This window comes from Promicromonospora noduliphila, from assembly GCF_056951025.1.
Window position 1 is genome coordinate 4,752,953 of the sequence record NZ_CM167806.1, and the last position, 21,440, is coordinate 4,774,392.

The following is a 21,440-nucleotide window of genomic DNA, read 5'->3' on the forward strand; positions in this document are numbered from 1 at the left end:
CCCAATACGCGGCATTGCGTGGAGATTACTGACGGAATGGGGTATCTGCTAGGGGTGTTACCAAACCGTGATTGCTCATCATGGCACGTGCTCCGGAGCACCTGTCAGAGGGCTCGCCGCGGCCGTGGCGACGCCGGGTTTCGGTGAGGATCAGGGCACGCGCGCCGTCCATTCCGGGGTGCCGAACTTCGAGTCGACCAGCTCGCCGGCCAGCTCCCACTCGTGGTCGGTGATCTCCCCGGTCACCGTGCGGTACCGCGCGCGGAACGCCGCCTCGAGCGCGTCGAGCACCTGGGCGCGGGTGAGCCCGGTCTGCGAGCGCAGCGGGTCCACGCGCTTGTTCGCGCTGCGGGTGCCCTTGTCGCTGAGCTTCTCGCGCCCGATCCGCAGCACGTCGGTCATCTTGTCGGCGTCCATGTCGTAGGCCATGGTCGCGTGGTGCAGGACGGCGCCCCCGGCGAGCCGCTTCTGGGCGGCCCCGGCGATCTTGCCCGCGGGGGAGGCGATGTCGTTGAGCGGCACGTACGTGGCCTCGATGCCGAGGCCGTGCAGGGCGCCGACCACCCAGTCGTCGAGGAACGAGTAGGACCGCTCGAAGCTCAGCCCGTCCACCAGCGAGCCGGGCACGTACAGGGAGTAGGAGATGGTGTTGCCGGGCTCCATGAACATGGCGCCACCCCCGGAGATCCGCCGGATCACGCGGGCCCCGTGCCGTGCGGCGCCCTCGGCGTCCACCTCGTTGCGCAGCGACTGGAACGACCCGATGATCACCGCCGACTGGTCCCACTCCCAGAACCGCAGGGTCGGCCCGCGGCGCCCTGCACCCAGCTCCTCGGTGAGCACCTGGTCGAGCGCGACGTTGAGCAGGGGCGAGACGGCGGGCGTGCGGATCACCTGGAACTCGTGGTCCTCCCAGCCGGTCGCGTGGCCGAGCGCGCGCCGGGTGGCCACCGCTACGGCGTCGGCGTCGAACCCGATGGCGGTGGCGCCCTCCAGGGCGGTCCGCACCGCTTCGGTGAGCTGCGCCTTCGAGGCGTCGGCGGGCATGCCGTCGAGGGCTGCCCCCATGGCCTCGAGCGCCTCGTCGGGTTCGAGGAAGAAGTCCCCGCTCACCCGGGTTCCCGCCAGCCAGCCGGCGGGCCCTGTCCCGGGCGCCGTCCCGGTGGCCCCCGCACCGACCACCTCGGTCTCGACACGAACCAGTTTTCCGAGTGGAACCTTGAACTCTCCTCGCACGTGTTCACAGTAGGCGACGGTGCCTGCAGTGTCCGGCGTCGGGGCCCGCCTTGGGTACGGAAGGTGCGGTCCGACGTCGGGCACGTCCGGAATTTGGGGAGAAGGGGCAGCAGAACAGACCAGAATTTCCTCCTCTCTTTAGACAACCTTGCCCTGGTTTCGTGTCAGAATGACCGGGTGTCCGAACTCGTGCAGGGTATTGATGGAGCGGCGGTCGACGCCTGGGTCGTCGCTCTCGACGTAGGCGGCAGTGGCTCGCGCCTCGTCGCTGAATTCGGCAACTCCACGCACCCTGAGCGCATCAGCCTGAGCGGCCGCGCCGTCAAGGTGAACCACGACGGCAGCGATGCGCCGGCCGTCGTCGCCTCCCTGTGCCAGTCGTTCAACGCGTGGGCCGCCCGCATGGGTCACGACGGCATGAGCGACGGCAGCACCGCGCCCGTCGCCTCGGCCGCTGTCGGCATCACGGGTCTGACCTCGCTCGTCGAGAAGCCCATCGACATCCACGACATCCTGGCCCGCGAGCTGCGGACCAACCGCACCGCCGTCGCCGGTGACGCGCTCACCGCCCACCTCGGTGCCCTCGCCGGCCGGGCCGGAGCCGTGCTCTCGGTCGGCACCGGCGCCGTCGCGTTCGGCTACGACGGCGTGAGCCGCTGGCGTCGCGCGGACGGCTGGGGCCACCTGCTCGGTGACCTGGGTGCGGGCGTCTGGGGCGGCGGCGAGGCCCTGCGCGCTGCCGGTCGGTACCACGACGGCGCGACGCGTGGCGCGTCGAAGGTCCTGCTCGACGCCGCGGTCGCGAAGTTCGGCCTGATCGAGAGCTGGCCCAACCAGTTCTACAAGAACGCGGAGCGGGCCAGGCAGCTCGCCTCGATGGCTCCAGAGGTGATGATCGCGGCGGCCGCCGGAGACCGGACGTCGATCGAGATCCTCGAGGCAGCCGGTCGGCACTTGGCCGACACGCTGTCGAGCGCACTGGGCCGCGGCATCCCGCCGCTCGCCTCCACGACGGGCCGTCTGGTGCAGGAGGAGTCGCCGCTGACGGTGTCGCTCACCAAGCACCTCTCGGAGGACCGGCCGGACGTGTCGCTCGTGCCGAGCGCCGGGTCGCCGCTGGACGGAGCGCTCAAGCTGGCCCAGCGCCTGCGCGAGGCGCCGCAGTCCGTCGTCGGCTTCCGGCCCTGGCTCACCGTCCGGGTGGACGGGCACCACACCAGCGCCGAGACGGCCGAGGATCTGGGGGCCGCACAGACCCTCACCGCGGAGCTGTCGGCGACCGAGCTGCCGGGCGACGAGCTTCAGTGAACGACGGCGTCCATCCGGCGCGTTCCATCACTACCGCCTCGCGCCCTGATCCCCGGTACGGGTGTATGTTCTCGACCCCTGGCACCACCACACCATCCCGGGAGATGCGACATGACAGGTGACGTCCTCGTCCGACTCCGGCGCGCTCTGCCGACCCTGCGCCCAGCAGAGGCGCGAGTGGCGCAGACGGTCCTCGACGACCCGAACACCGTCGTCGCGTCCACGATCACCGAGCTCGCCGGGCACGCCGACACGTCGCAGGCGACGGTCGTGCGGTTCTGCCGGGCCGTCGGCTACGCGGGCTACCCCGAGTTCCGGATCGACCTGGCGCAGGCGACGAGCCGGCGCGAGGTCGAGATGGAGCGGTCGGGCATCGCGGAGGGCGAGATCAACCAGACCGACGACATCGAGGCCGTCGTCTCCAAGATCGCGTTCCACGAGGCCCGCACCATCGAAGAGACCGCCCGCATGATCGACACCGCGGCGATCGAGCGGGTGGCCGTCGCCATCTCCGAGGCCAAGCGGGTCGACGTCTACGGCGTCGGCTCGTCCAACCTGGCCGCCGCCGACCTCGCGATGAAGCTGCAGCGCATCGGCGTGTTCGTGTTCAGCTCCCCCGACCCGCACCAGCAGCTCGCCTCCTCGGCGCTGCTCGAGCCGGGCCACGTGGCGATCGCCGTCTCGCACTCGGGCCAGACCCGCGAGACGAACCAGGCCCTCGAGATCGCCCGCAAGCGGGGCGCCCTCACGGCGGCGATCACGAACTTCCCGGACGCCCCGATCGGCCAGGTGTCCGACGTCGTCCTGGCCACCACCGCGCGCGAGACGCAGTTCCGGGTGGGCGCCATGTCGAGCCGCATCGCGCAGCTCACGGTCGTGGACTACCTGTTCGTCCGCGTGGCCCAGCGCACCTACGACCGCTCGTCGATCGCCATCAAGGCGACGTACGACGCCGTCCGCGACCAGCGCCTCGACCTGGGGAACGGGACCAAGGCGGACCGGCCGGCCGCGCCGGTGGCCTGAACACGTCGGCGGGCCTGTGGATCAGGCCCGCCGACATGTTCAGGGCCGCGGCTCGACGTCCGCCTTCAGCAGCCCGTACACGTACGCCTCGGTGACCGCTTCCCAGGCCGCCTCGACCACGTTCGGCCCCACGCCGACCGTGGACCAGGAGTGCTCGCCGTCGCTGGTCTCGATCAGCACCCGCGTGATCGCGTCCGTGCCGGCCTCGGTGTCGAGGATGCGCACCTTGAAGTCGATCAGCTCGAACCGGGCGAGCTCCGGGTAGACCCGCGACAGCGCCGTGCGCAGCGCCTGGTCCAGCGCGTTGACCGGGCCGTTGCCCTCGCCCGTCGTGACGATCCGCTCGCCGCCGGCCCGGATCTTGACGGTCGCCTCGGCCACGGCCGCGGCGTCGGGCGCATGGACCGACGGCGGGGCGGCGCCCGCCGGGACGGTCTCCACGATGGTGCGCCACGACTCGACCGTGAAGTACTCCGGCCGGCGCCCCAGCTCCGAGCGAAGCAGCAGCTCGAAGGACGCGTCGGCCGCCTCGTAGGTGTAGCCGGCGGCCTCGTCGTCCTTCACGCGGTTCGTGACGCGCGAGAGCAGCTCGCCCTGGCCGGCGAGGTCGAAGCCCAGCTCGCGGCCCTTGAGCTCGATCGAGGCGCGGCCCGCCATGTCCGAGACGAGCATGCGCATGTCGTTGCCCACGAGCGTGGGGTCAGTGTGCTGGTACATGTCCGGGTCCACGCGGATGGCGCTGGCGTGCAGGCCGCCCTTGTGCGCGAACGCGCTCGCCCCCACGTACGGCTGGCGCGCGAACGGCGAGATGTTCGTGATCTCGCTGATGGCGTGCGAGATGCGGGCGGCCTCGCGCAGGCCGCCGTCGGCCAGGAGGGACATGCCGGCCTTGAGCTCGAGGTTGGCCACGACCGTGACGAGGTCCGCGTTGCCGGTGCGCTCGCCGTAGCCGTTGACGGTGCCCTGCACGTGCGTGGCGCCGGCCTCGACGGCGGCGAGCGAGTTGGCGACGGCGCAGCCGGTGTCGTTGTGCGCGTGCACGCCGAGCTGCTGCTCCGGCCCGACGGCGCCGCCGGCCCGCAGCTCGCCGACGATCTCGCCGACCCAGGTGGGCAGCATGCCGCCGTTGGTGTCGCAGAGGGTGACCACCTCGGCGCCGGCGTCGAACGCGGCGCGCACGGCGCTGGTCGCGTACCCGGGGTCGTGGCGGTAGCCGTCGAAGAAGTGCTCGGCGTCGAGCACCACCCGCCGGCCCTCGGCGACGAGGAAGGCGACGGTGTCGCCGATCATCGCCAGGTTCTCGGCGCGCGTCGTCTTCAGCGCGCGCTCCACGTGCCGCACGTCCGACTTGGCCACGAGCGTCACCACGGGGGTCGCGGCGTCGAGCAGGGCGCGCACCTGCGGGTCGTCACCCGCGCGGACCCCCGCGCGGCGGGTCGCCCCGAACGCCGCGAGCACCGCATTCTTCAGCGTCAGCTCGGTGGCGGCGCGGGCGAAGAAGTCGGTGTCCTTGGGTACGGCACCCGGCCAGCCGCCCTCGATGTAGCCGACGCCGAGCTCGTCGAGCAGTGCCGCGATGGCGAGCTTGTCGGAGACGGAGAGGTTCATACCCTCCTGCTGTGCGCCGTCGCGCAACGTCGTGTCGTACACCTGGAACGAGGCGGTGGTCATCGAGGCTCCCAAGGATATGTCTGGCGATGTGGCTGAGGTCAGGGTTTCAGGCCAACAAAAAAGACCCTCCAGGGTGTGGAAGGTCTGCGCGCCCGGTGCGGTTTCGCCGGACGCGCTACGAAATGATGATCACCTGTCGCAGGGTTGAGCTCGGGGTGAAGCGCTGAGTCATGCGGGTCATGGTGCCACAGCGAGCCGGGTGACGGAAGTGGGGCCCAGGATCCGGGCGTGCGGACGGCGCGGCCCGCATCGTCCGAACGCCCCGCCCAGGGCCCGCGTCACGCCTGCGGGCGCAGCCCGGCGGCGACCAGGTCCAACAGGCGCGGGGTCCGGTCCGGCCGGCCCTCGGCACCCACGAACAGGAGCGACCCGAGCAGGAGCGCCGCGACGTCCGACGGGTCGATGTCCGCGCGGAGCACTCCGTCGCGTGCGCCCGCCTGGAGGATCGACCCGAGCGCCGTCGAGACGCGCTCGCGCGTGACGGACTGGTCCATGCGCCCCGTCGCCCACCCGGTCCGCAGCGTGTCGAGCATGCCGCGCTTGGTCGCGACGAACTCCGCGTAGCGGTCCATCCAGGCGCGCAACGCCTGGTCGGGCGGAAGCTGGTCGAGCAGCTCCACGGCACTGGCGGCCACGGCGTCCAGCTCGGCGCCGTAGACGGCCTCCACCAGATCCTCGCGGGTGGGGAAGTGCCGGTACAACGTGCCGATCCCGACGCCGGCCGCACGGGCGACGCGGTCCAGCGAGACCGTGTCGTCCGCGGCGTCGTCCGCGGCCGCGAACGCCTTCTGGGCGGCGGCCACGAGCTTCTCCCGGTTGCGGCGCGCGTCGGAGCGCGCCGGACGGCTCGGCATGGGTGTACTCAAAGCGGAGGCACCTCCGGTTGTGCTACGGTCGAAGAGCGGAGGGTCCTCCGCTTCACCCATCATCGCATGAGGGCAGGTCTTCCATGACATCCAGCACGAGGTCCGGTGCCACTCGCTCCGAAGGCGCTACTGGCTCCGAGGGTGCCGCTCCCTCCGAAGGCGCCACTCGCCCCGGAGGCACCGCCGAGATCGCCGGCCACCCGGTGTCGCGCGTGGGGTACGGCGCCATGCAGCTCGAACGGCTGCGCCGCGACCGCGCTGCGGCCGTCGCACTGCTGCGCCGCGCGGTCGAGCTCGGCGTGAACCACTTCGACACCGCGCAGTTCTACGGCAACGGCTTCGTCAACGAGCTGCTGCGCGACACGCTCCGGCCGGAGGACGGCGCCGTCGTCGTGAGCAAGGTCGGTGCGGACCCCGACCCGGACGGCCCGATCCCCCTGCGCGCGGCCCAGCGGCCCGAGCAGCTCCGGGCAAGTGTCGAGGACAACCTGAGGAGCCTGCGCACCGAGCAGATCGCGGTGGTGAACCTGCGCCGCATGGACACCCTCCCCGGTGTCCTGGCGGAAGGTGACCAGCGGGTCGACCTCGACGACCAGCTCGCGGTCATGACCGCGCTGCGCGACGAGGGCAAGATCGGCGCGATCGGACTGAGCAGCGTGACGCTGGACGTGCTGCGCCGGGCCCTCCCGGCCGGCATCGTGTGCGTGCAGAACGCGTACAGCCTGGTCTCCCGCCCGGACGAGGAGATGGTCGACCTCTGCGCGGCGGAGGGTATCGCCTGGGTGCCGTTCTTCCCGCTCGGCGGCGCGTTCCCTGGCATGCCGAAGGCCGTCGACGAGCCCGCCGTCCTGGCCGCGGCCCGCGCCCTGGGCGTCGAGCCGGCGCAGGTGGGGCTGGCCTGGCTGCTGCGTCGCACCCCGCGGACGCTGCTCATCCCCGGCACCGCCGACGTCGGCCACCTGGAGGCGAACGTCGCCGCGGGCGACCTGGCGCTGGAGGAGAGGTTCGACGCGGTGCTCGCCTCGCTCGACGCCGTCCGGTCGCGCAGCGCCGACGTGTCGCTGGCCTGAGCCGGCCGGCCGCCTCCGGCCGCCTCTTCGCGCTCCTCTCCGCCCTCCTCCCTGGCCTCCTCCCCGGCCTCCAGGCCAGGAGGGCGGAGAGGAGCGCTGCGGCACGTCGCGCGTGACTCGAATCGCGCTTCTCGCAGAAATCTCCGAACTTTTGTTTGCTAATCGGCATAAGTCCGGAGTAGGTTGCTCGGGACGACGACGTCGGACCGGGGAGCGATGATGCACGACGCCTCTGCACGCCACCAGGCCCCTTCAAGGGCGGCCGCGGAACGCACTGGGATCTGGTTCGTCGGAGCCCGAGGCTCCGTGGCCAGTACCGCGACGGTCGGCCTCGCGGCCATCGCCGACGGGCAGTCGCCACCGACGGGCTGCGTCACCGCACGCGAGCCGTTTGCCTCCGCGGGCCTGCCCGAGTTCGCCGATCTGGTGGTGGGTGGGCACGACATCTCGTCGGTCACCATGACCAAGCGCGCCGAGTGCCTGGTCGAGACAGGAATGATCCCACCGCGCCTGCTCGCCGCGACGCACGACGCCCTGGAACGGGCCGACGCGGAGGTGCGGCTCGGGTACGACCCGCATGCCGCGCGTCCTGGGGACCCGCGTGCGGCGCACACCGCTGACCCGCACGCCGATTCCCCCGCCGACTCGCGTGCCGCACACCTCACCCACCCGGTCCCGGACGGGCACGACGGTTTCGGCCCGTCCCAGCAGGACGTCGCCGAACGGCTCGCCGCCGACATCACGTCGTTCCGGGAGCGGCACGGCCTGGCGCGGGTCGTCGTCGTGGACCTCTCCTCGACCGAGCCGCCCGTGATCCCGGTGCCGGAGCACGACGACCCCGACGCCCTGCTCGCGGCCCTCGCCGACCCGGCCCGCTCGGTGCTGCCGGCGTCATCCGTCTCGGCGTATGCGGCGATCCTCGCCGGGGCCGCCTACGCGGGCTTCACGCCGTCGGCGGGCATGGGCCTGCCCGCGCTCGTCCGGCTGGCGCGCGACCGCGGGATCCCGGTGGCCGGGCAGGACGGCAAGACCGGGCAGACCTGGCTGCGCACCGTGCTGGCGCCAGCCTTCGCCGCCCGCGGGCTGCGGGTGCTCTCGTGGGCAGGCACCAACCTGCTCGGCGGCGGCGACGGCGCCACGCTCGCCGATCCCGACGCCGTCCGCAGCAAGCTCGCCTCCAAGGGCCGCGGTCTGACGGCGCTGACCGGCAGCGACACCACGCCGCTGCACATCGACAACGTGCCGGACCTCGGCGACACCAAGGTCGCCTGGGACCACGTGCACGTCGAGGGCTTCCTCGGCTCGCGGCTCACGCTGCAGACCACCTGGAGCGCCCACGACTCGATGCTCGCCGCGCCGCTCGTGCTCGACCTGGCGCGCCTGCTGGCCCTCGCGCACGCGGCCGGGATCAGCGGGCCGGTCCCGGAGCTGGGCTTCTTCTTCAAGGACCCGTGGGACTCGGACGTGCACGACGCCGCCGACCAGGCCCGGGCGCTCGAGGACTGGGTCCGCCGCACGGCGGCGCGGGTCGGCGCATGACGACGCGGCCAGCACTCCACGGCGGAGCGGGTCGGCGCATGACCACAACGCCCCACGACGGCGCGGCCCACGGCCGGCCCCGGCTCGGGGACCTCGCCGAGCTGGTCCGGGCGCCCGCCGCCCTGTCAGTCGTCGGCGACTCCCTGGCGGGCCTGGCCGCGGCCCGGGCCGGCGCCCGGAGCGGCGACGCGGGCGGCAGCCAGGTCGGCGGCTGGCTCGGTAGCCCGGCCGGGACGCCGTCGCCGATCCGCGCACGCCACCTGCTGCTGCCGGTCGCCTCGGCGTGCCTGTACCTGGCCGGCATGGCGCTCAACGACTACGCCGACCGGCACGTCGACGCCGTCGAGCGGCCCGAGCGTCCCATCCCGTCGGGCCGCGTGACGCCGCGGGCCGCGCTCGCCGTCGGAGCGACGCTGACCGCGGGCGGGGTGGCGGCGGCAGGGTTCGCGGGCGGACGGCGGGCGCTCGGCGTGGCCGTCCCGCTCGCCGCCTGCGTGTGGACGTACGACCTGTTCGCCAAGGACCGGCCCGCCGGGCCGTTCGTCATGGCCGCCTGCCGGGGGCTCGACGTGCTGCTCGGCGCCACGCCCGGGCGTATGCGGTCAGCGCTCCCCGCCGCGGCGGGCCTGACGGCCCACACGCTGGGCGTCACCGTGCTCTCCCGCGGCGAGGTGCACGGCACGACGACGCGGGTGGCGGGCGGTGTCGCCGCCGGAACTCTCGCGGGGGCGGTAGCGGTCGCTGCAATGCCGATGACCACGCCCCGCGCGACCACACCACACAGCGCCGCGGCCTCGGTGGCCCGGTGGACCACCGTCGCCGCCGCTGCCGCCTACGCAGCGGCCACCCTGCCGGCGCAGGCGCGCGCCGCCGTCCGGCCCACTGCCGCCAATGCGCGGACCGCCACCAAATCGGGGATCCAGGCGATGGTGCCGCTGCAGGCGGCGTGGGCGGCGCGGTCCGGGGGACTCGGCACGACAGCGGTCCTGGCCGGGGTCGCCGCCGTCGGTTACGGGCTGCGGCTGCTGAACCGCGCGCGCGGCCGGGCGGGGGTGAGCATCACATGAGCTCTCCGCGCTCCAAGCCCCCGTTCTCTGGGCCCCCGTTCTCTGGGCCGCCACTCCCCAGGCCCGCACTCGCCGGCCCCCCGCTCTCCAGGCCCCCCTTCCTGCTGGGCTACGGGACGAACGGCTTCGGCGACCACCCCCTGTCCACCACGCTCGACGTGCTCGACGACGTCGGGTACGACGCCGTGGCCCTCACCCTCGGCTTCCCGCACCTCGACCCGTTCTCGCCGCTGGCCGGCGACGACGTCGCCGCCGTGCGCAGCCACCTCCAGCGGATGCGCGGGGGCGCGGGAGCGGCCGTCGTGGTGGAGACGGGCACGCGGTACCTGCTCGACCCGCTGCACAAGCACCGGCCGACGCTCGTCGACCGGGACGCGACCCTCCGGATGCGCTACCTCGAACGCGCCATCGAGATCGCGGCAGACCTGGAGGCGCGGTGCGTCTCGTTCTTCTCGGGGATCCTGCCGGACGGCGACGCCGCCGCCGACGGCTGGGCCAGGCTCCGCGACCGCATCCCGGCCCTGGTCGACTACGCCGGGGCGCGTGGCGTACGGCTCGCGCTCGAACCCGAGCCGGGCATGCTCGTCGAGACCGTCGACGACGCCCTGCGGCTGCGCGACGACGTCGGCGCACCGCCCGAGCTGGGGATCACCGTCGACGTCGGACACTGCCTCGTGGTCGAGCCCGACGGTGTCGAGGGCGCGCTGCGGGCGGCCGCGCCGTACCTGGCCAACGTGCAGCTCGACGACATGCCGCCGACGCACCACGAGCACCGCCCGTTCGGCGAGGGCGGCGTCGACCTGCCGCTCGTGCTCGCGACGCTCGCGGATATCGGCTACCGGGGCGTCGCCGCCGTCGAGCTGCCCCGCCACTCCCACGACGCGCCGCGCCTGGCCCGCGACAGCCGCGCCGCGCTGATCCGGGCGTGGTCGGCCGTGGCCGGTACGGGTACCGATCCCGGCACGGACCGGATGACCAGCGAAGGGGCCTTGTCATGAACGACGCCGCAGACGCGGACGCCGCCGGGAGCGGCTCGCCCGGCGTGGCCTGGCTCGCCGAGGCGTGCGCCGAGGTGGCGCGCGACCCCGACAGCATCGCGCGCGCGTTCGCGTTCGCCGCCCGCCGGGTCGGCCGCGCGCCGCTCCGGCCCGAGACCGACCCGGGCGGCGTCGTGCACGGCACCGTCGACGACGCCGCCCGGGCCGCGCTGGTCGTCGCGCTGGCGGACGCCGTCGGCGTCGGTGAGGACTGCGCCCACCGCCTGGCGCTCCTCTACCGGCAGGGCGACGCCGCCGAGCGCCGCGGCGTCCTCCGGGGCCTCGACGCGCTCGAACGACGCGGCACGCTGCGCGGCCCCGACGCCCCGGAGGGACCCGACCACCCCACCACCACCGACAGCCCCGCAACGTCGACCATGCAGTTACTGCGCGATCAGGCGTCGGATTCCGCAGTAACCGCATGGTCAACCGCTGGCGGCGGCGACCGGGCCCGGGCCGAGCCGGTGGTGGCCGCCGGTCTTGAGCTTGCCGCCGATGCGCTGCGGGCCAACGACCCGAGCCTGGTGGCGGCCGCCGTCGGCCCGTTCGGGTCGCGGCACCTGGACCAGCACACGTGGCGGCACGCCGTCCTCAAGCTGGTCTTCCAGGGCGTGAGCCTCGACGCCGTCAGCGACCTGGGGGCGCGTGTCGACGACGAGCTCGCCCGCATGGCGCACGACTACGCGGCCGAACGTCGCGCGGCCGGCCGCCCTGTGCCCGCGGACCTCGACCGGCTCGTCCCGTCGACGCCCTGACTCGTCCTCTCGACGCCCTGACCTGATCGCGCCTCTGACCTGACCGCCAACCGCCGCCCCGACCACACCGCCCCAGCCCACTGCTCCACCACGCTGCCTCACCAGGGAGTGACGATGCGCATCCTCGACCCGCACATCCACATGACGAGCCGCACCACCGACGACTACGAGGCCATGTACGCCGCCGGGGTGCGCGCCGTGGTCGAGCCCGCGTTCTGGCTGGGCCAGCCGCGCACGAGCGTGGGCTCGTTCACCGACTACTTCGACTCCCTGCTCGGCTGGGAGAGGTTCCGGGCGGCGCAGTTCGGCATCCGGCACCACGCGACGATCGCGCTCAACCCCAAGGAGGCGAACGACCCGCGCTGCCGCGAGGTGCTCGCCGAGGTGCCGCGCTACCTGCTCAAGGACGGCGTCGTGGCCGTGGGCGAGGTCGGGTACGACTCCATGACGCCGGAGGAGGACGAGGTCTTCGCCGCACAACTGGCCATGGCCAAGGAGGCCGAGCTCCCCGTCCTCGTGCACACCCCGCACCGCGACAAGCTCGCGGGCACGCGCCGGACGCTCGACGTCGTGCGCGAGTCCGGGCTGCCGCCCGAGCGGGTGCTCGTGGACCACCTCAACGAGACCACCGTGGCCCTCGTGCGCGACGCCGGCGCGTGGGCCGGGTTCTCGATCTACCCCGACACCAAGATGGACGAGCTGCGCATGGTCGCCCTGCTCCAGGAGTACGGGACCGACCGCATGATCGTGAACTCGGCGGCGGACTGGGGCCGCTCCGACCCGCTCAAGACCGCCCGGACGGGGCGGGCGATGCAGGCGGCCGGCTTCTCGGACGACGTCGTCGACCAGGTGCTGTGGCGCAACCCGGTGGCCTTCTACGAGCAGTCGGGAAACCTGGTCCTCGATCCGGTGCCGGGCTTCAGCGAAGGCACGCCGCCCGCGCCCGGCGTGGAGTTCGAGGGCTCGTCCGTGCTGCGCGGCGCGCGGGCCTGAGGAGACCGTGATGACAACGGACACGCGCACGGCCACGCGAACGGACATGCCGCTCTCCTACTGCACCAACGTGCATCCAGCGGAGGACCTCGACGGGGTGATCGACCAGCTCGCCCGGTACGCCGGCCCGGTCCGCGAGGCTGCGGGCCTCGACACCCTCGGCGTCGGACTGTGGCTGCCCGCCGAGCTGGCGCACCGCCTGGACCGGTCCGCCGCGGACCGGGACCGGCTGCGCGCGGCGCTCGCCGCGCACCGGCTCCAGGTGCACACGCTGAACGCCTTCCCCTACGGCGGTTTCCACCGCGAGGTGGTCAAGCTCGCGGTGTACTCCCCGACCTGGGCGGAGCGCGCCCGGCTCGACTACGTGCTCGCGTGCGCCCGGGTGCTCGCCGACCTGCTGCCGGACCCGCGCGAGGGCGACGACGGCGCACCGGTCGCCGGGTCCATCTCGACCCTCCCCCTGGCCTGGCGCGCCCCCTGGACACCGGCCGACGACGACGAGGCGACCCGCGCCTTCGCCACGCTGTCCACCGAGCTCCGGGAGCTCGCGCGGCGCACCGGCCGGACCGTGCGCGTCGCCGTCGAGCCGGAGCCGGGGTGCGTGCTCGATACCGTGGAGGACGTCGTCGCGTGGCTCGCCACGCGGACCGGCCCCGACGTCCCCGACGACCGGCGGATCGACCCCGAGTACGTCGGCGTCTGCCTGGACACGTGCCACCTGGCCGTGTCGTTCGCGGACCCGGCGGGCGCCGTCCGCCGGATCACCGACGCCGGCCTGCGCGTGGTCAAGGTGCAGGCCTCGGCCGCGCTGGAGGTGGCGGACCCGTCCGCGCCGGGCGCGCGGGACGCCGTCGGCCGGTTCGTGGAGCAGCGGTACCTGCACCAGGTGCGCGAGCTCGCGCCGTCGGGCGAGGTGCTGGCCTCCGACGACCTGCCGGTCGCGCTCGGGATCGCGGACCGGCGCCCCGGCCTGCCGGGCGACGGCCCGTGGCGGGTGCACTTCCACGTGCCGCTGCACCACGAGCCGGCCGCGCCGCTGGCGGCCACGACCGGCGTGCTGCGCGACGCCGTCGCCGCGGTCCGGACCGCGCCCCACGGCACGGAGGCGCACCTCGACGTCGAGACGTACACGTGGTCGGTGCTGCCCGGGGGCGCGAGCGAAGCGCGCCAACCTGACCGGGCAGACCACGCGGGTCAGGGAGCCGACGGCGTAGCCGGTCTGGTGGCAGGGATCGCCGCCGAGCTGCGGTGGGCGCGGAGACATCTGCTCGGTGACGACGGGGTGGGCACTGGCGACGCGATCCCCGGCGCGGAAGCCACCACGGCAGCCACTCCCAACGAGGCCACTCCTACGGAAGCAACTCCCACGGAAGCAACTTCGACGAAAGACCTCACAGAAGGAGTCGACGCATGAGACGCGTCCTGCTGCTCGACGTCGTCGGGCTCACGGCCCGTGCCCTGACCCACATGCCGCGCCTGCGGCGGCTCGCGGGAGCGGGCTGGCAGTCCGAGCTGGCCACGGTGCTGCCCGCCGTGACGTGCAGTGTGCAGTCCACGATGCTCACCGGGCTGACGCCGGCCGAGCACGGGATCGTCGGCAACGGCTGGTACTTCCGCGAGCTGGGCGACGTGTACCTGTGGCGGCAGCACAACAAGCTGGTCGCCGGCGAGAAGCTCTGGGAGGCCGCCCGCAGGCACGACGCCGGCTACACCGCCGACAACGTGTGCTGGTGGTACGCGATGGGGATGACCACCGACGTCACCGTCACCCCGCGCCCGATCTACCACGCCGACGGGCGCAAGTCGGCGGACGGGTACATCCGGCCGCTGGCGCTGCACGACGAGCTGACCGGCCGGTTCGGCGACTTCCCGCTGTTCACGTACTGGGGTCCGACGGCGTCCATCGCCTCGACGCAGTGGATCGTGAACGTGACCAGGCACCTGCTGCGTACCCGGACGTCCCACCTCACCACGGCCTACCTGCCGCACCTCGACTACGACCTGCAGCGCTTCGGCCCGGACTCGCCCGAGGCGGACCGGGCGGCGGCCGAGCTCGACGCCAGCCTGGCCCCGCTGCTCGACGACGCCGAGGCGGCGGGGGTCACCGTCGTCGCCGTGGCGGAGTACGGCATCGCACCGGCGAACCGGCCCGTGGACATCAACCGGGTCCTGCGCGGCGAGGGCCTCCTCGAGGTCTACGTGCAGGACGGCCGCGAGCAGCTCGACCCGTGGACGTCACGCGCCTTCGCCGTCGCCGACCACCAGGTGGCGCACGTCTACGTCGACGACCCGGCGGACCTGCCGCGGGTCGCGGACCTGCTGCGCGAGGTGCCCGGTGTCGACGACGTGCTGGACCGCGCGGCGCAGGCGCGGTACGGGCTGGACCACGAGCGGGCCGGCGAGCTGGTCGTCGTGGCGGAGCCGGGTGCGTGGTTCACGTACTACTACTGGCTCGACGACGACCGCGCGCCCGAGTTCGCCCGCGGCGTCGACATCCACCGCAAGCCGGGCTACGACCCGGCCGAGCTGTTCTTCGACCCCGCCGACCCGCTGGCCAAGGCGAAGGCCGGCCTCAACCTGGTGCGCAAGAAGCTGGGGCTGCGGTACGCGATGAGCACCACGCCGCTCGACGCGTCGTACGTGCGCGGCACGCACGGCCGCCTGCCCGACTCCGCCGCGGACACGCCGCTCGTCCTGTGCTCGGACCCGGACGTCCCGGCGTCGGTCGCCAAGTGGGTCGAGGACGACGCGGGGCAGGTGCCGGCGGCCGAGGTCAAGGGGCTGGTCCTGGACCTGCAGGGGGCCCGGTAGCCCTCCGGCGCGCGTCCCTCTGCCAGCTCCTGTGCCGGACCTCGTACCGGATCTTGTGCCGGGCGTACGGGTCTCCCGGTGACCTGTACGCCTGACACGCGCGCCACGCCGTACGACGTCGGCGGATGCGTGGCGGCGCTGCCCGATCCGTGATGGAGTGGACAGAGGGCCGACAACCGGGAGGTACCGCAATGAGCGACCCGAACCGCCCCTATGACCCCGACTACGGCGAGCAGCCGCCACCCGCCTACCCGCCGCCGACCCAACCCCAGGAGACGCGGCTCGGGCTGGACATGGGCCGCTACTGGGCCGGGGCGCTCGCGACCATGCTCGTGGCGGCCCTCATCGGGCTCGCCGCCGACTTCATCCTCGAAGAGGTGCTGAACCTCGAGGTCCAGGCGACGGCCGACCTGTTCGGCACCGGCTCCGACATGGCGGCCTGGGTCGTGGCGGGTGCGCTCTTCGCGCTCCTCGCGGCGATCGTGCTCTACCTGCTCGTCCTGAGCACACCGCGCCCCCAGTCGTTCTTCGGCTGGGTGGTCGCCCTCGCCACCGTGATCCTCGCCGCCGTGCCGTTCGCGGGGGCTGCCGACCTCGTGCCGGCCATCCTCTCCGCCGTGGTCTGGATCATCATCGGTTCAGCGGTCTGGTCGCTGCTCACGGGCACGCTGAGCCGCACGGTCATCCGGCGGCCTGCCGTCTGACGCCCTGCTGTCTGACGCCTTGCTGTCCGACGGCGGGAGCCGCGTGCCGGGACCCACGGGTCGCCCGCGTGACCCGTGGGTCTGGTGCGCGCCTGTCGCGCCGTTGCCAGCCGTTCGTCGGTCCCCGTCAATCCTCGTCGTCAGTCCCTCGTCAGTCCGGTAGCTCGTACGCCACCAGGTGGACGTGCTCCATCCGCTCCCCCGGTCTCGTGAGCATGTACACCGTCCGACCGCCGGCGGCAGCGTTGCCCCCCGCAGTGTTGCCCCCGGCTCCGGGGTCCCCGGTCGCGACGTCGTACTTCACGACGTCGGCGTCCTCGGGCAGGAGGCCGGCGTCGCTCAGGGATCCGTCGCGCGGGTTCAGCCAGCCCAGGCGTTCCGTGTAGTTGCGGTGGTTCCCTTCGTCGACCCAGGCCGGGTAGCTCACCAGGATCCGGTCGCCGTCGCCCGCCGGGTACCACAGGCTGGGGTACCAGTCGGATCCCGGCAGCATCTTCTCCCACAGCCGCTCGCCCGTCGCCAGGTCCCAGCCGGCGTAGTGGGGGTACCTCGGCGTGGACTCCTCGGCACCGCTCAGCCCCACCACCGTCGAGTCGGTGACGATCGCCGCGGTGCCCGCGGTTCTCGCCTGCGGCACCGTGATCTGGGTGACCGCCTCGCCGTCACCCTCGCTGTCGCCCTCGCCGTCGACGCCGTTGTAGACGGCCAGCGTCTCGTCCCGCCAGACCGCCAGGCGGTCCCCGGGCGTGATCACCAGGTCGCCGAGGGCGACGGGGTCCGCTATCGAGAACGCCGTCTCGCCGCTCTCGGTGTCGAAGACGAAGGCGCCTGCCTCGTCGCAGTCGCTGAGCCCCACGCTGAGCCGGGCCGTGTGCCGCCACGCGTACGGTCGGCAGTCCTCGCCGCCCGGTACGTCGAGCGCGGGCAGCTCCGCGCCGCCGTCGACGGCGAACCGGAAGAAGGGGCCCTCGCCGTCCAGGCTGACGGCGACCACGTCGTCACCCACGCTGACGGCGGCGGGCCGCACGACGCCGGGGTTCCCAGGTCCGCCGTCCTGGAGGGCCGCCAGGTCATGGCTCCACAGCAGGTCGCCGCTCGCCGCGTCGACGGCGGCGAGGACCGAGCAGCTCTCGTCGTCCGCGGGTTCCTCGTCTGCAGGGCCGTCGTCTGCAGGGCCGTCGTCCGCGGACTGGTCCTCGGTCGGTGCGTAGAGCACCGCGCCGATGCCGTCGTCGTTCACCGCGGTGCTCGCCCAGCACAGCTCGCCGCTGCCGGCCGGGGGCCGCACGTCCCAGAGCTCCTCGCCCGTGTCGGGGGCGAACGCCGTCACGCCGCGCGACGTCACCGTGGCGACCGTCGTGTCGGTGGCCCAGATGAGGTTGACCAGGTTCGTCGTCCGCACGGCCGGAGTGGCCCAGAGCTGGTCGACGTCCCCGGCGTAGCCGTTGACCTGCTCGGGCAGCGGCGACTGGGTCGGGGCCGGGCTCGCCTCGGCCGACGGCGACGCCTGGCCTCCTTGTTCGCCGTCCGCCCCGCTGTTCTCGCCGTCGCCGGTGCAGCCGGCGAACGAGGTGGCGAACAGCAGCGCGCCGACGGCGAGGGACGCCCACCGCCCGTTCCGCACCAGGGCCGCTGCCCCGCTACTGAGTCGTGTGCGCATCGTGGTCTCGGCTCGGTCCGCTCATCCACATGCCCATACCCTGCCATCGCCGGAGCGGGACCCCTCCCGAGCCGTCGCCGGCCGAACGCACCCGACCTGATGACTTCGGAGAGAGCAGCATGAGCACACCGCACCGCCCGACCGACCACCTGACCGACGGGGTCCTGTTCGGCGCCGCGTACTACTACGAGTACCACCGCGCGGAGGACCGCCGCGCCGGGGACCACCACTCCGCCGGCCACCCCCGCACCCCTCGGCTGGAGCAGGACCTGGACCTGATGGCCCAGGCCGGGTTCACGGTGATCCGGGTCGGCGAGTCCGTCTGGTCCACCTGGGAGCCCGAGAACGGGCGCTTCGACCTCGACTGGCTCCAGCCCGTGCTCGACGGCGCCCACGAGCGGGGCATCAAGGTGGTGCTCGGCACGCCGACGTACGCGGTGCCCATGTGGCTGGCGCGGCTGTACCCGGAGATCAACGTCGTCCGCGCGGACGGCCGGGCGATGGGCTGGGGCACGCGGCAGGAGATCGACTACACGCACCCGGCGTTCCTGTTCCACGCCGAGCGGGTCATCCGCGCCGTCGTGGCCCGGTACGCCCAGCACCCCGCCGTCGTCGGCTACCAGGTGGACAACGAGCCCGGCAACGAGATCTTCCACAACCGGCAGGTCTTCGAGCGGTTCGTGGAGCACCTGCGCACCCGGTACGGCACGGTCGAGCGGCTGAACGACGAGTGGGGTCTGACGTACTGGTCGCACCGGCTGTCCACGTGGGCCGACCTGTGGACGCCGTCGGGCAACGCGCAGCCGCAGTACGCGCTCGCCTGGCGCCGGTTCCAGGCGCAGCTCACCACCGACTTCATCGGCTGGCAGGCCGAGATCGTGCGCGAGTACGCCAGGGACGACCAGTTCGTCACCACCTGCATCTCGTACGAGCGGCCGACGGTGCAGGACGACGCGCTCACCCGCGCGCTGGACGTGACGGCGGGCAACCCCTATTACCGCATGCGCGACCACCTGGCCCTGCCCCAGAGCGCGGACGACGACCAGGCCTGGATGACGGCGGGCACGTGGTCGCTGTACGCGACGGCGGACCGGATGTACGCCTCGAAGCAGGCACCCTTCCTCGTCACGGAGACGAACGCGCAGGCGATCGGCGCCCCGTGGCAGAACGAGCCCGCCTACGACGGCCAGTGGCGCCAGGCCGCCTGGGCGCTGGTCTCGCGCGGCGCCACGATGATCGAGTACTGGCACTGGCACACGCTCCCCTACGGCACCGAGACGTACTGGGGCGGCGTGCTCCCGCACTCCCTGGAACCCGGCCGCGTGTACCGGCAGCTCGCGGCCCTCGGCGCCGAGCTGCGCACGGCGGGGGCCACGGTGGCCAACCTGACCCCGGACGCCGACGTCGCCCTGGTCTGGTCCAACCCGAGCAAGTGGTCGCTGGCGGAGTTCCCGCAGCTCGGCGGCGGCGCCGGGCCGGACAGGCGCGGCTTCAACCGGATCTTCGACGCGTTCTACCGCGGCGCGTTCGGCGCCGGCCTCCAGGCGCGGATCGTCCACGACGCGCAGCTCACCGACAGCGCCCCCGAGCACGCTGCGCGCGAGCACCCCGTGCTGGTCGCCGCCGGCATCACGATCGCCGACGACGCCTGGCTGCGCTGGCTGGAACGGTACGCGGCGGCGGGCGGCCACCTCGTGCTCGGCATCCGCACCGGGTACGAGGACGAGGAGGCCCGGGCCCGGCCGGAGCGCAAGCCGGCGCACCTGAGCGCGGCGGCGGGCGTCTTCTACGACGAGTTCGCCAGCATCGACGCGCCGCTCGCGGTGCACGGCGCGAACGGCTTCGACGTCCCCGCCGACGCCCACGCGACGAGCTGGGTGGACGGGCTGCAGGTGCTCGACGGCGGTGGGGCCGACGGCGGGGCGATCGAAGGTGGCGCACTCGACGGCGGTGCGACCGGGGCCGAGGTGCTCGTGCGCTACGACCACCCGCACTTCGGCCGGTGGCCCGCCGTGACCACCCGCGCGCACGGCTCCGGGCGGGTGACGACGGTGGGCACCATCCCCGATCCGGCACTGGCCCGCACGGTGCTGGCCTGGGCCGTGGGTCTTGAGCCCGCCGGACCGACACCGGCCGGCGAACCGGCGACGGCGGCCGGGCCGCGGTGGCGGCCGCAGACGCCGTCCCAGACGGTGACCGGCGCGCGGAATCCGGCCGGGCAGCGGGTGCGGTTCGTGCACTCGTGGTCCTGGGAGCCGAGCGTCTTCGTGCTGCCGAACGCGGTGCGCGACGTGCTCAGCGGCGAGGAGCTCGCCGCGGGCACGGAGCTGGAGCTCGGCCCGTGGGACGTCCGGGTGCTGCTGGAGGTGGGTCCGACCGGCGAGGCGTCATGAGCGCACCACCTTGCGCGCACTCTCCAGACCGAGGAACGACTGCAGGGCCGCCCGGAACAGCCGGCTTCCGGCCAGCCGGTACATCGCGACCTGCAGCGACAGGACGGTCTTGTTGGGTGCGACGAACAGGCTCCGGGCCCTGCGGCCCTGCCGCTGCTTCTTCAGCACCGTGGGCCGTAGCCGCTCCTCCCACGCGTCGAGGGCCGTCGCGACGTCGGCGTGCTCGTCCAGCATGGTGCCGAGCAGGTCCGCGCCGCCGACGGCGAGCGACGAGCCGTAGCCGGCGAACAGGCTGACGCACCAGGCGGCGTCGCCGACCAGCACGACCCTGCCCTGGCTCCACCGGGGCATGGTGATCTGGCTGATCCGGTCGAAGTAGACCGAGTCGGCGGCCGCCGCCTGGTCGAGCAGCTCGGGGACGACCCAGCCCAGGTCGCCGTACACCCGCCGCAGCGTGGTCCCGGCGCCTGCGATGAGGTCGGCGTCGAGGTCTTCGCTGGCGAAGGCGAAGAAGCCGGCCGCACGGCTCGGACCGGTGCTGTAGAGGCCGACGCCGCGTCCGACCAGCGCCATAGAGACGGTCCGGTTCGCGCGGACGGCCGCCGGCCGGTGGTCGAGCAGGAAGGTCGCCACGGCGTGGCCGAAGTCGATCCGGAACCGTTCCTCGGGTCCGAAGACCCGCTCGCGGACGGCCGAGTGCAGCCCGTCGGCGCCGACCAGCAGGTCGACGGTCTCGCTGCCGCCGTCGCTCAGCGTCACGGTCACGTGGTCCTGGTCCTGGACGACGTCGGTGACCGTGACTCCGAAGCGGACGTCCAGGGCGTCGTCGAATGCCTGGTTGTCGAATGCCCGGCCGTCAGGCGCGTCGCCGTCGGAGGCGTGACCGTCGGACGCGTGACCGTCGGACGTGTCGCCGTCGAGTGCCTGGTACAGCACCGACTCCAGGTCGCCGCGCAGCAAGGACAGCATGTCCTCGCCCACCAACGCCTGCTGCGCCTGGACCGGCAGCAACGCGCGCCGGCCGCCGGACTCGTCGATGTACTCGAGGTCGACGGGTGCGGGCTGCAGGGCCGAGAGCTCGGGCAGCAGGCCCCAGCGACGCACCGCCTCGTAGCCGATACCGGAGAACCCGATCATGTAGCCGCCGCCCCGCAGCGCCGGTGCGCGCTCGACGAGGGTGACGCGCCACCCGCTGCGGCGCAGCCGTACGGCGGTGGCGAGGCCCGCGATGCCCGCGCCGACGATCAGTGCGTGCCGAACTGAGGTCATGGTCGGTGCCCTTTCCCGAGAAGGGCCGCGATCACTGC

At 73.4% G+C, this 21,440-nt stretch carries 17 protein-coding genes; 12 read left to right on the forward strand and 5 right to left on the reverse strand.

What is annotated here, in order from left to right:
* Positions 1-150: 150 nt before the first annotated feature.
* A complete protein-coding gene (locus tag AC0QU1_RS20890; RefSeq protein ID WP_483572129.1) occupies positions 151-1,236 on the reverse strand; it encodes a lipoate--protein ligase family protein in 1,086 nt (361 codons plus the stop codon).
* A gap of 177 nt (positions 1,237-1,413) precedes the next feature.
* Between AC0QU1_RS20890 and AC0QU1_RS20895 the strand changes: the two genes are divergently transcribed.
* Together AC0QU1_RS20895 and AC0QU1_RS20900 are read left to right on the forward strand one after the other, a co-directional pair.
* Positions 1,414-2,544: an N-acetylglucosamine kinase gene (locus tag AC0QU1_RS20895; protein WP_483616298.1), complete on the forward strand. Its 1,131-nt coding sequence runs from the start codon at positions 1,414-1,416 to the stop codon at positions 2,542-2,544.
* Positions 2,545-2,655: 111 nt separating this feature from the next.
* Positions 2,656-3,567, forward strand: a complete 912-nt coding sequence (locus tag AC0QU1_RS20900) for a MurR/RpiR family transcriptional regulator (protein ID WP_483572133.1) — start codon at positions 2,656-2,658, stop codon at positions 3,565-3,567.
* Positions 3,568-3,606: 39 nt separating this feature from the next.
* Here the strand turns inward: AC0QU1_RS20900 and cimA are convergent, their stop codons facing one another.
* Together cimA and AC0QU1_RS20910 are read right to left on the reverse strand one after the other, a co-directional pair.
* Positions 3,607-5,238 (reverse strand): citramalate synthase, encoded by a 1,632-nt coding sequence (gene cimA / locus AC0QU1_RS20905; RefSeq protein ID WP_483572135.1) that lies wholly within the window; start codon positions 5,236-5,238, stop codon positions 3,607-3,609.
* A gap of 278 nt (positions 5,239-5,516) precedes the next feature.
* Positions 5,517-6,092, reverse strand: a complete 576-nt coding sequence (locus AC0QU1_RS20910; protein WP_483572137.1) for a TetR/AcrR family transcriptional regulator — start codon at positions 6,090-6,092, stop codon at positions 5,517-5,519.
* A gap of 224 nt (positions 6,093-6,316) precedes the next feature.
* Between AC0QU1_RS20910 and AC0QU1_RS20915 the strand changes: the two genes are divergently transcribed.
* From AC0QU1_RS20915 to AC0QU1_RS20955, 9 genes are all read left to right on the forward strand, one after another.
* Positions 6,317-7,174: an aldo/keto reductase gene (locus tag AC0QU1_RS20915; RefSeq protein WP_483572139.1), complete on the forward strand. Its 858-nt coding sequence runs from the start codon at positions 6,317-6,319 to the stop codon at positions 7,172-7,174.
* 306 nt (positions 7,175-7,480) lie between these two features.
* Positions 7,481-8,713, forward strand: coding sequence for an inositol-3-phosphate synthase (locus AC0QU1_RS20920; RefSeq protein WP_483616300.1), 1,233 nt, complete (start codon positions 7,481-7,483; stop codon positions 8,711-8,713).
* Between the two features lie 38 nt (positions 8,714-8,751).
* Positions 8,752-9,780, forward strand: coding sequence for an SCO3242 family prenyltransferase (locus AC0QU1_RS20925; protein ID WP_483572141.1), 1,029 nt, complete (start codon positions 8,752-8,754; stop codon positions 9,778-9,780).
* Positions 9,777-10,778, forward strand: coding sequence for a sugar phosphate isomerase/epimerase family protein (locus tag AC0QU1_RS20930; protein WP_483572143.1), 1,002 nt, complete (start codon positions 9,777-9,779; stop codon positions 10,776-10,778). The genes AC0QU1_RS20925 and AC0QU1_RS20930 overlap by 4 nt, the downstream gene beginning before the upstream one ends.
* The gene (locus tag AC0QU1_RS20935) at positions 10,775-11,572 is read left to right on the forward strand and encodes an EboA domain-containing protein (protein WP_483572145.1); all 798 of its coding nucleotides are present in this window, start codon (positions 10,775-10,777) and stop codon (positions 11,570-11,572) included. The genes AC0QU1_RS20930 and AC0QU1_RS20935 overlap by 4 nt, the downstream gene beginning before the upstream one ends.
* A 114-nt stretch (positions 11,573-11,686) precedes the next feature.
* Positions 11,687-12,565, forward strand: coding sequence for a TatD family hydrolase (locus AC0QU1_RS20940; RefSeq protein ID WP_483572147.1), 879 nt, complete (start codon positions 11,687-11,689; stop codon positions 12,563-12,565).
* A gap of 10 nt (positions 12,566-12,575) precedes the next feature.
* Complete coding sequence (gene eboE, locus AC0QU1_RS20945; RefSeq protein WP_483572149.1) at positions 12,576-13,979, forward strand: metabolite traffic protein EboE; 1,404 nt, start codon at positions 12,576-12,578, stop codon at positions 13,977-13,979.
* Positions 13,976-15,376, forward strand: a complete 1,401-nt coding sequence (locus AC0QU1_RS20950) for an alkaline phosphatase family protein (RefSeq protein WP_483572151.1) — start codon at positions 13,976-13,978, stop codon at positions 15,374-15,376. The genes eboE and AC0QU1_RS20950 overlap by 4 nt, the downstream gene beginning before the upstream one ends.
* A gap of 191 nt (positions 15,377-15,567) precedes the next feature.
* Positions 15,568-16,080: a hypothetical protein gene (locus tag AC0QU1_RS20955; RefSeq protein ID WP_483572153.1), complete on the forward strand. Its 513-nt coding sequence runs from the start codon at positions 15,568-15,570 to the stop codon at positions 16,078-16,080.
* 151 nt (positions 16,081-16,231) lie between these two features.
* Here AC0QU1_RS20955 and AC0QU1_RS20960 read toward each other — a convergent pair whose 3' ends face one another.
* The gene (locus AC0QU1_RS20960; RefSeq protein WP_483572155.1) at positions 16,232-17,740 is read right to left on the reverse strand and encodes a PQQ-binding-like beta-propeller repeat protein; all 1,509 of its coding nucleotides are present in this window, start codon (positions 17,738-17,740) and stop codon (positions 16,232-16,234) included.
* A gap of 119 nt (positions 17,741-17,859) precedes the next feature.
* On the opposite strand from AC0QU1_RS20960, the gene AC0QU1_RS20965 reads away from it, so the two are divergent.
* Positions 17,860-20,133 (forward strand): beta-galactosidase, encoded by a 2,274-nt coding sequence (locus AC0QU1_RS20965; protein ID WP_483572157.1) that lies wholly within the window; start codon positions 17,860-17,862, stop codon positions 20,131-20,133.
* On the opposite strand, the gene AC0QU1_RS20970 is transcribed toward AC0QU1_RS20965, so the two are convergent.
* The gene (locus tag AC0QU1_RS20970) at positions 20,128-21,402 is read right to left on the reverse strand and encodes an FAD-dependent oxidoreductase (protein WP_483572159.1); all 1,275 of its coding nucleotides are present in this window, start codon (positions 21,400-21,402) and stop codon (positions 20,128-20,130) included. The genes AC0QU1_RS20965 and AC0QU1_RS20970 overlap by 6 nt on opposite strands.
* Positions 21,403-21,440: the final 38 nt, after the last annotated feature.

Bases quoted from the DNA above. Each gene is read 5' to 3' on its own strand.
- AC0QU1_RS20900 (WP_483572133.1), top strand. From the start codon at position 2,656: ATGACAGGTGACGTCCTCGTCCGACTCCGGCGCGCTCTGCCGACCCTG.
- AC0QU1_RS20930 (WP_483572143.1), top strand. From the start codon at position 9,777: ATGAGCTCTCCGCGCTCCAAGCCCCCGTTCTCTGGGCCCCCGTTCTCT.
- cimA (WP_483572135.1), bottom strand. From the start codon at position 5,238: ATGACCACCGCCTCGTTCCAGGTGTACGACACGACGTTGCGCGACGGC.
- AC0QU1_RS20950 (WP_483572151.1), top strand. From the start codon at position 13,976: ATGAGACGCGTCCTGCTGCTCGACGTCGTCGGGCTCACGGCCCGTGCC.
- eboE (WP_483572149.1), top strand. From the start codon at position 12,576: ATGACAACGGACACGCGCACGGCCACGCGAACGGACATGCCGCTCTCC.
- AC0QU1_RS20910 (WP_483572137.1), bottom strand. From the start codon at position 6,092: ATGCCGAGCCGTCCGGCGCGCTCCGACGCGCGCCGCAACCGGGAGAAG.
- AC0QU1_RS20965 (WP_483572157.1), top strand. From the start codon at position 17,860: ATGAGCACACCGCACCGCCCGACCGACCACCTGACCGACGGGGTCCTG.
- AC0QU1_RS20940 (WP_483572147.1), top strand. From the start codon at position 11,687: ATGCGCATCCTCGACCCGCACATCCACATGACGAGCCGCACCACCGAC.
- AC0QU1_RS20955 (WP_483572153.1), top strand. From the start codon at position 15,568: ATGAGCGACCCGAACCGCCCCTATGACCCCGACTACGGCGAGCAGCCG.
- AC0QU1_RS20925 (WP_483572141.1), top strand. From the start codon at position 8,752: ATGACCACAACGCCCCACGACGGCGCGGCCCACGGCCGGCCCCGGCTC.
- AC0QU1_RS20970 (WP_483572159.1), bottom strand. From the start codon at position 21,402: ATGACCTCAGTTCGGCACGCACTGATCGTCGGCGCGGGCATCGCGGGC.
- AC0QU1_RS20960 (WP_483572155.1), bottom strand. From the start codon at position 17,740: ATGCGCACACGACTCAGTAGCGGGGCAGCGGCCCTGGTGCGGAACGGG.
- AC0QU1_RS20935 (WP_483572145.1), top strand. From the start codon at position 10,775: ATGAACGACGCCGCAGACGCGGACGCCGCCGGGAGCGGCTCGCCCGGC.